This window comes from Streptomyces sp. 150FB (assembly GCF_000818195.1).
Taxonomy (GTDB): domain Bacteria; phylum Actinomycetota; class Actinomycetes; order Streptomycetales; family Streptomycetaceae; genus Streptomyces.
Genome location: NZ_JTHL01000001.1, coordinates 5,489,972 through 5,497,809 on the forward strand (window position 1 = coordinate 5,489,972; position 7,838 = coordinate 5,497,809).

The 7,838-nt window shown below is 74.4% G+C and carries 9 protein-coding genes; 5 read left to right on the forward strand and 4 right to left on the reverse strand.

The annotated features are described in order from the left end of the window. Positions 1-321: histidine phosphatase family protein (locus tag QR77_RS49005; protein WP_236710787.1), on the reverse strand; the 321-nt coding region annotated here is incomplete at its 3' end. 44 nt (positions 322-365) lie between these two features. After that, complete coding sequence (locus QR77_RS23670; RefSeq protein WP_040024141.1) at positions 366-1,001, reverse strand: SDR family oxidoreductase; 636 nt, start codon at positions 999-1,001, stop codon at positions 366-368. 100 nt (positions 1,002-1,101) lie between these two features. Here QR77_RS23670 and QR77_RS23675 point away from each other — a divergent pair, with 100 nt between their 5' ends. The 4 genes from QR77_RS23675 to cobM all read left to right on the forward strand — a co-directional run bounded on the left by QR77_RS23675 (position 1,102) and on the right by cobM (position 5,010). Then, positions 1,102-1,779: a TetR/AcrR family transcriptional regulator gene (locus QR77_RS23675; RefSeq protein WP_052489004.1), complete on the forward strand. Its 678-nt coding sequence runs from the start codon at positions 1,102-1,104 to the stop codon at positions 1,777-1,779. A 43-nt stretch (positions 1,780-1,822) separates the two neighbouring features. Beyond that, positions 1,823-2,911: a hypothetical protein gene (locus tag QR77_RS23680; protein WP_052489005.1), complete on the forward strand. Its 1,089-nt coding sequence runs from the start codon at positions 1,823-1,825 to the stop codon at positions 2,909-2,911. Positions 2,912-3,007: 96 nt separating this feature from the next. Further along, the gene (locus QR77_RS23685; RefSeq protein ID WP_040028534.1) at positions 3,008-4,270 is read left to right on the forward strand and encodes a bifunctional cobalt-precorrin-7 (C(5))-methyltransferase/cobalt-precorrin-6B (C(15))-methyltransferase; all 1,263 of its coding nucleotides are present in this window, start codon (positions 3,008-3,010) and stop codon (positions 4,268-4,270) included. Then, complete coding sequence (gene cobM / locus QR77_RS23690; RefSeq protein WP_040024142.1) at positions 4,267-5,010, forward strand: precorrin-4 C(11)-methyltransferase; 744 nt, start codon at positions 4,267-4,269, stop codon at positions 5,008-5,010. The genes QR77_RS23685 and cobM overlap by 4 nt, the downstream gene beginning before the upstream one ends. 17 nt (positions 5,011-5,027) lie before the next feature. Here cobM and QR77_RS23695 read toward each other — a convergent pair whose 3' ends face one another. Next, positions 5,028-6,143: a cobalt-precorrin-5B (C(1))-methyltransferase gene (locus QR77_RS23695; protein ID WP_040024143.1), complete on the reverse strand. Its 1,116-nt coding sequence runs from the start codon at positions 6,141-6,143 to the stop codon at positions 5,028-5,030. Positions 6,144-6,199: 56 nt separating this feature from the next. Between QR77_RS23695 and QR77_RS23700 the strand changes: the two genes are divergently transcribed. Further along, a complete protein-coding gene (locus tag QR77_RS23700) occupies positions 6,200-7,045 on the forward strand; it encodes a cobalt-precorrin-6A reductase (RefSeq protein ID WP_052489006.1) in 846 nt (281 codons plus the stop codon). 12 nt (positions 7,046-7,057) lie between these two features. Here the strand turns inward: QR77_RS23700 and cobJ are convergent. Beyond that, positions 7,058-7,838, reverse strand: a 781-nt coding sequence (cobJ, locus tag QR77_RS49010; protein WP_236710789.1) for a precorrin-3B C(17)-methyltransferase, incomplete at its 5' end; no start/stop codon positions are given.

Here is a 7,838-nt window from a genome sequence, read left to right on the forward strand (position 1 = left end):
CCTGCCCTGCCAGCGGCCCGTCGCGCACGGCGCGAGCGCGGCCAGCGGCTCGGCGTCGATGCCGAGGGCCTCGGCGGTGCGGCGGCAGCGCCGCGTGGGGGAGACGTATGGACGGCCTGCCGGGTCGGGCGAGTGCGGGAGGCAGGTGTCCCACGCGTCGGCCCGAGCTGCTTCGGCCGCCCGCAGTCCGATGGCGTCGAGGCCGTCGTCGCCCTTCCCCCCTTCGCCGTTGTCGTCCACGGCGTCGTCGCGCCCGATGAAACGCGCCTCCCGCAGGGCCGGGCCGATGGCCGGTGCGATGAGTGTCACCCGGGTTGTCATACGCGTCTCCTCTGGTTCCGGGCCGTTTCCCGGGCCGGTGCGCGTCAGTTGCTGACCCCGACCGCGCGCCGGAACGTCCTGGGGTCCGTGACGTAGTCCAGCATGGCGCGGGCCACATCCGCACGCGTGATCGCGCTGCCGGCAGGACCGGCCTCCACGGCGTCGCGGTACGCGCCCGTGCCCGGGGAGTTCGTCAGGCGGGGCGGACGTACGGACGTCCAGTCGAGACCGCTCTCGCGCAGGATCCGTTCCATCAGTTCCAGGTCGGTGTACAGCTCCCTGAGCGCCGCCCACATCGCCGGCATGACCACCCGGCGCGTGAGTGCGGGCTGCCCGGCCCCCGAGCGGTTCAGTGGCGCCGCGCTCACGACGACCACGCGCCGGGCACCGGTCGCCGTCATCGCCTCGACCACCGCTCTCGCCGATGTCGAAGCGGGCTTGAGGGGATCGGTACGGCCCGCCTGCCCCATCCCGGACAGCACGGCGTCGGCGCCCTCGACCACCTTGGTCAGGGAGGAGCCGTCGAGCGCATCGGCGCGTACGACCGTCAGCCCGGCATGCGTGATGTCCAGCCGCGCGGGGTCCCGTACGGCCGCGGTCACCTGGTGTCCGTCCGCCAGGGCGTGCGTGACGATCTGCCGTCCGACGCCGCCCGTCGCTCCCAGCACTGTGAGTCTCATGGTCGTTCCCCTGGCCTCTTGGAGGGTGAGTGAATACTTACTCCTGCTCGCTTCCGAGTGTGGGTGAATACTCACTCACCTGTCAACGTAGACTTCTCGCATGACGCGCACCCCCGCCCAGCCCCCGCCGCAGCCCGAGTCCCCGCCACCTCCGCTGACCGGGGGTGCCCTGACCCGTTCGCGGATCCTCGACGCCGCAGCGCGCCTGATGGCCACGGTCGGGCTGACCCGTACGACCACCAAGGAGATCGCCCGTGAGGCGGGCTGTTCGGAGGCCGCGCTCTACAAGCACTTCCGCGACAAGGAGGAGCTCTTCGTCGGCGTGCTGCGCGAGCGCGCCCCGCGCCTCACCGACGCGCTGGCGAGGCTGCCGGGACGGGCGGGGGAGGGCGAGGTCGCCGGACACCTGGAGGAGGTGACGCGGGTCGCCGTGCTCTTCTACCGCCAGACGTTCCCGATGGCGGCCTCGCTGTTCGCCAGCCCGGACCTGCTGGCCGCCCACCGGGGAAAGCTGGACCTCGACATCTCGGGCCCGCAGGAGGCGACCCAGTCGCTGGCCGCGTATCTCAGGGCGGAGCAGGAGAAGGGGCGGCTGTCGGCCGCCATCGACCCGAACGCGGCGGCGACGCTCCTGATCGGCGCCTGCTTCCACCGCGCGTTCCTGGAGCTGTTCTTCGATCCCGATCCGCCGGAGGGGGTGCTGCTCCCGGTGACCGAGGCGGAGTTCGCGAAGGAGACGGTCAGGGCGCTGCTGGAGGGCGTCGGCGTACGCACCTGAAAGGCGTCGATCGCGGCGGCGCCCGCGTGGTGGAATCGCCCGCATGGACACCGGCGAGGGCATCGGCGGGGGCATCGGCTTCGGCGAGGGCACGGCGGTCATCGACGACGGGGGATACGCCGCGGTCACGCCGTGGGACGAGCCGCAGTGGCGCGGCGAGGTACGGGACTGGGTGGCCGGCGCGCTGGCGCGGCACGGCCTGCGCGCCACCGGCGCCGTACGCGGCCGGGCCCGGCCCTGGTCCGTCGTCCTGCGGATCTCGCTCCGGGGCGGCGGCGCGGTGTGGTTCAAGGCCAACCCGCCCGGCTCCGCCTTCGAAAGCGCCCTGGCGTCCGCGCTGCACGCCTGGGCCCCGGGAGACGTCCTGGAACCGCTCGCCGTCGACACCGACCGCGCGTGGACGCTCACCCGCGACGGCGGGCCGCTGCTCGCCGACGTCCTCGACGCGGGGGCCGGCAGCGAGGTGTGGGAAGAGGCGCTGGGCCGGTACGCCGAGTTGCAGCGCACCCTCGTGCCGTACGCCTCCCGGCTGCTGGACCTGGGCGTGCCCGACTTCCGGCCGGAGACCCTGCCGGACCGGCTGGCCGCGCTGCTGGACCCCGGCGCGGTCGGCGTCGGCGCTCTGCGCCCCGGCGAACGGGCGGCGCTGCGTGCGCTGTTGCCGCACTTCCGCGCCTGGTGTCTGACCCTGGCCGCCGCGGGCATCCCCGCGTCCCTCGACCACTCGGACCTGCACGAGGCGTCCGTCCTGACCAGCGGCGACCGGCATGTCTTCTTCGACTGGGGCGACGCGTCCCTCGCGCACCCCTTCACCACGCTGCTGGTCGTGAACGGCGCCGTGGGCCGGCGTTACGGCGAGGCCGATGCGGCCGCCGTACGGGACCGGCTGCGCGACGCGTACCTCGAACCCTGGACGGGTGACGGGCACGAGCCCGGCCGGCTCAGGGAACTGGCCGCTCTCGCCTGTCGCGTCGGTGTGGTGGGTCGCGCGGACAGTTGGGGCCGGACCTTCCCGGGCGCCGGCTCGGGGTCCGACACCGCGGGTTCCGGGGAGAACGCGGCGCGCTGGCTGCGGAAGCTGCTGGCCGGGACGCCGCTTCCCGCAGGCGGGGCCGGACAAGCCGCCGAGTAGAGTTCTGAACCGGCCCTGCCCATCCGGTCACCGGTCTTTCCGCAGCTCAGAGGCGCACGGAGGCGTACGAAGTTGAGTTCCGCACCCCGTGCTCCCATCCCCGACGGCCCCGCTCCCGAGACCGCCCCCGCCTCCCTGAGCGTCGTCGGGATCGGCGCCGACGGCTGGCCCGGCCTCACGGACGCCGCCCGCCACGCGCTGCGCGACGCCGAGGTGCTGATCGGCGCGCCCCGGCAGCTCGACCTGCTGCCCGACGGGTGCGCGGGCGAACGGGTCGCGTGGCCCTCGCCGTTGCGGCCCGCCGTACCCGCGCTGCTCGCCGCGCACGCGCGCCGCCGCGTCTGCGTGCTGGCCAGTGGCGACCCGATGTTCTACGGCATCGGCCGCGCGGTCTGTGAGGAGGCGGAAGGCGCGGGCGCCCCGCCGCCGCGTGTCCTGCCGCACCCGTCCTCCGTCTCGTACGCCTGCGCACGGCTGGGCTGGCCGCTGGAGGACACCGAGGTCGTCACCCTGGTCGGCCGCCCGGCCGGCGGGCTCACCGCCGCCCTGCACCAGCACCGCCGGATCCTGGTCCTCGGCGCCGGCCCGGCGACACCCGCCGAAGTGGCGGCGCTGCTGCGCGCGCGGGGGTACGGTCCGAGTCGGCTGCGCGTCCTCGAACAGCTCGGCGGTGAGCGCGAACGTACCGTGACCGGCACCGCCGAAACCTGGGCCGAGCCGCCCGGCGACCCGCTGAACGTCATCGCCGTCGAGTGCCGTCGCGCGGCGGACGCCGGGCGGCTCGGAGTCACCCCCGGACTGCCCGACAGCGCCTACGAACACGACGGCCAGCTCACCAAACGCCATGTACGGGCCGCCACGTTGAGCGCGCTCGCGCCCGCGCCGGGCGAGCTGCTCTGGGACGTCGGCGGCGGGTCGGGTTCGATCGCCGTCGAGTGGATGCGGGCGCACCGCGCGTGCCGCGCCGTGTCGGTCGAGCGCGACCCCCTGCGCGCCGAACGGATCGCCCGCAACGCCGACGCGCTGGGCGTCCCCGCTCTCCGTGTCGTCACGGGCGCGGCACCCGCAGCGCTGGCCGGACTCCCGGCGCCGGACGCGGTGTTCGTCGGCGGCGGGCTGACCGTCCCCGGCCTGCTGGAGGCGTGCTGGGACGCGCTGCCCCCGGGCGGCCGGCTGGTCGCCAACACGGTGACGCTGGAGTCGGAGGCGCTGCTCGCGGGGTGGTACGGGCGGGTGGGCGGCGAACTCGTACGGTTGGCTGTCGCGCACGCCGTCCCGGTGGGCGGATTCACCGGGTGGCGGCAGGCGATGCCGGTGACGCAGTGGTCCGTGACAAAACCGGCAGGAGACCAAGCATGACGGTGTACTTCATCGGCGCGGGCCCCGGCGCAGCCGACCTGATCACGGTGCGGGGCGCGCGGCGGCTCGCCGAGTGCCGGGTGTGCCTGTACGCGGGCAGCCTGGTGCCGCGCGAACTGCTGGCCGAATGCCCGGCGGACGCGCGCCTGGTCGACACCGCGCGGATGGATCTGGACGGGATCACGGCGGAACTCGTCGGCGCGCACGAAGCCGGCCACGACGTGGCGCGGCTGCACTCCGGCGACCCGTCGGTCTTCAGCGCCGTGGCCGAACAGATGCGGCGCCTCGACGCGGCGGGTGTGCCGTACGAAGTGGTGCCGGGGGTACCGGCGTTCGCCGCCGCCGCTGCGGCGCTGGGGCGCGAACTGACCGTGCCGACGGTCGGCCAGACGGTGATCCTCACCCGCGTCGCCCAGCGCGCCACCCCCATGCCGGAGGGCGAGGACCTGGCGACGCTCGGCAGGAGCGGCGCGCTGATGGTGCTGCACCTGGCGGCGATGTATGTGGACCGGGTGGTGGAGGAACTGCTGCCGCACTACGGCGCCGACTGCCCGGCTGCGGTGGTGGCGATGGCCAGCAGGCCGGACGAACTGGTGCTGCGCGGCACGCTGGACGACATCGCGGGGCAGGTGAAGGCGGCGGGTGTGGTGCGTACGGCGGTGATCATGGTGGGCCGGACGCTGGGCGCGGAACAGTTCCCGGACAGCCACCTGTACTCGACGGAGCGCGCCCGCCCGTAGGGACGGCGGGCGGGGACCTAACGCGGCTCGCTCCGCCCGACCACCGTGCCCGCCCGGTCGATACAGAGGACGTCCACCACCACCGGCGCCCCCCGCAGCACGGCCAGCGCCTCGTCGCGCGCCGTCACCGCGACCTGGTCGCCGAGCGCGACGCCCCGCGCCTGGCACAACTGGAGTGCCGCGAGGCCGGTGTTGGCCTCCGCCACCTCCGCCACCAGGTCCGGTCCCGCGCCGGCCCGGGCCGCCAGGCCGGCGAGGAACGCCTTGTCCACCTGGGAGCGGGCCGAGTGCAGGTCGAGATGGCCGGCGGCGAGTTTGGACAGCTTGGCGAAGCCGCCGCAGATGGTGAGCCGGTCGACCGGGTGGCGGCGTACGTACTTCAGGACCGCGCCGGCGAAGTCGCCCATGTCCAGCAGCGCTTCCTCGGGCAGGCCGTACGCCCCGACCACCGTCCGCTCCGACGTCGAGCCCGTACAGCCCGCGACATGGGTGTGACCGCCGGCCAGCGCGACGTCGACGCCGCGCCTGATCGAGTCGATCCAGGCCGAGCAGGAGTACGGGACGACGATGCCCGTCGTACCGAGGATGGAGAGGCCACCGAGGATGCCCAGCCTAGGATTCCACGTCGAGCGGGCGATCTCCGCGCCGTTGTCGACGGAGATCGTGATCTCGGCGTCGCCCGTCCCGCCGTGGCGCGCGGCGGCCTCCGCCACATGGGAGCGCATCAGTTGGCGGGGGACGGGGTTGATCGCCGGTTCGCCGACATCGAGGGGAAGACCGGGGCGGGTGACCGTACCCACGCCGTCGCCTGCCCGGAAGACCACACCGGCGCCGCGCGGCAACAGCCGTACGGTGGCCCGGACCAGCGCGCCGTGCGTCACGTCCGGGTCGTCGCCCGCGTCCTTCACGACGGCGGCCATCGCGTGGTCGCCGGTCAGTTTCTCTGCGGCCAGCGCGAAGGCGGGTGTCTGGCCCCGGGGCAGCGTGACGGTGACGGGGTCGGGGAAGTCACCGGTCAGCAGGGCGGTGTACGCGGCGGTCGTGGCGGCGGTCGCGCAGGCTCCGGTCGTCCAGCCGGAGCGCAGACCGGTGTGTTTGAGTTGGGCGTCGCGCCCGCTCGCGGACTTACTCATAGGACACCCCGACGTAGGACACCCCGACGTAGGACATACCGACATAGGACACATCGATGCACGAGACGCCCCACCTGCTGATCCTCGGCGGGACCACGGAAGCCCGGCGGCTGGCCGAGTCCCTGGCCCTGGCCGCACCGGCGGGACCGCGCGTCACGACGTCGCTGGCCGGACGCGTCGCCAGGCCGGTGCTGCCGCCCGGCGAGGTGCGCATCGGCGGATTCGGCGGCGCGGAGGGCCTGGCCCACTGGCTGCGTGAACACCGGGTGGACGCACTCATCGACGCCACTCATCCCTTCGCCGGAACGATCAGTCACAACGCGGCACGCGCTGCCGCCTCCGCCCATGTTCCCCTGCTGGCGCTGAGCCGGCCCTCCTGGGTTCCCGGCGAGGGCGACGACTGGCACCGGGTCGGCTCTCTGGAGGAGGCGGCGAGGGCGCTGCCGGGGCTGGGACGGCGGGTGTTCCTGACGACGGGCCGGATGGGCCTGTCGACGTTCGCGGCGGCGGAGGGGTCAGACGGCCCGGAAGGTCCGGAAGGCCAGGAGGACCTGTGGTACCTCGTACGGTCGGTGGACCCGCCGGAGCCGCCGTACCCGCGCCGACTGGAGACACTCCTGGACCGGGGCCCCTTCACCCTGGAAGGCGAAAGGGACCTGCTGCGCCGCCACCGGATCGACGTGCTGGTGACGAAGGACAGCGGAGGTGCGGCGACCGCCCCCAAACTGCGCGCGGCGCGGGAGGCGGGCCTGCCGGTGGTGGTGGTACGCCGGCCACCGGCGCCGCAGGGCGTGGAGGTGGCCGAGGCGGTCGAGGAGGCGGTCGCGTGGGCGGTCCGCCGCGTACCTCTACACGCGCCTGATCCCGCTCCTGACGGACGAGGGCGCGCGACCCTGCCCTGATAGCAGAGGGCCTCAGGACTCCGGGTACCGCCTGGGCGTCCACACCACCTGCTCGCCGTTGCCCCGCCGTACCGTCACCGTCTGCGACGACCCCACCAGCAGGATCGTCCGCATGTCGACCTGCGCCGGGTCGAGATCCGCCAGGCGCACGATCCGTACGGCCTCCTCCGGGCCGCCCACGTCGCGGGCCAGTACCACCGGGGTGTCCGGGGCGCGGTGTTCCAGCAGGAGTTCGCGGGCCTTGCCGACCTGCCAGGTGCGGCTGCGTGAGCCGGGGTTGTAGAGCGCGAGGACCAGATCGGCGGACGCCGCCGCGTGCAGGCGTTCCGCGATCACCTCCCACGGCTTGAGCCGGTCGGAGAGCGAGATGACCGCGTAGTCGTGGCCGAGCGGCGCGCCCACGCGGGACGCCGCCGCGTTGGCGGCGGTGAGGCCGGGCAGGACGCGTACGGGTACCTCGCGGTACGGGTCGGCCGACGCCACCTCCAGGACCGCCGTGGCCATCGCGAAGACCCCGGGGTCGCCGGACGAGACCACCGCCACCCGCCGCCCGCGCCGCGCCAGGTCGAGGGCGAACTCCGCGCGCTCCGACTCCACCTTGTTGTCGGAGGGGTGCCGGCGCTGGCCGGGGCGTACCGGGACGCGGTTCAGATACGTCGTGTACCCGACCAGATCCTCGGCCGCCGCCAGCTCGCCGCGCGCCTCGGGGGTGAGCCAGAGCGGCCCGGCCGGTCCTGTGCCGATGACGACGACCTCGCCGCCACGGTCGGCCGCCGCCGGAGCGGGCACCGCG

Bases quoted from the DNA above. Each gene is read 5' to 3' on its own strand.
- QR77_RS23670 (WP_040024141.1), bottom strand. From the start codon at position 1,001: ATGAGACTCACAGTGCTGGGAGCGACGGGCGGCGTCGGACGGCAGATC.
- QR77_RS23680 (WP_052489005.1), top strand. From the start codon at position 1,823: ATGGACACCGGCGAGGGCATCGGCGGGGGCATCGGCTTCGGCGAGGGC.
- cobM (WP_040024142.1), top strand. From the start codon at position 4,267: ATGACGGTGTACTTCATCGGCGCGGGCCCCGGCGCAGCCGACCTGATC.
- QR77_RS23700 (WP_052489006.1), top strand. From the start codon at position 6,200: ATGCACGAGACGCCCCACCTGCTGATCCTCGGCGGGACCACGGAAGCC.
- QR77_RS23695 (WP_040024143.1), bottom strand. From the start codon at position 6,143: ATGAGTAAGTCCGCGAGCGGGCGCGACGCCCAACTCAAACACACCGGT.
- QR77_RS23675 (WP_052489004.1), top strand. From the start codon at position 1,102: ATGACGCGCACCCCCGCCCAGCCCCCGCCGCAGCCCGAGTCCCCGCCA.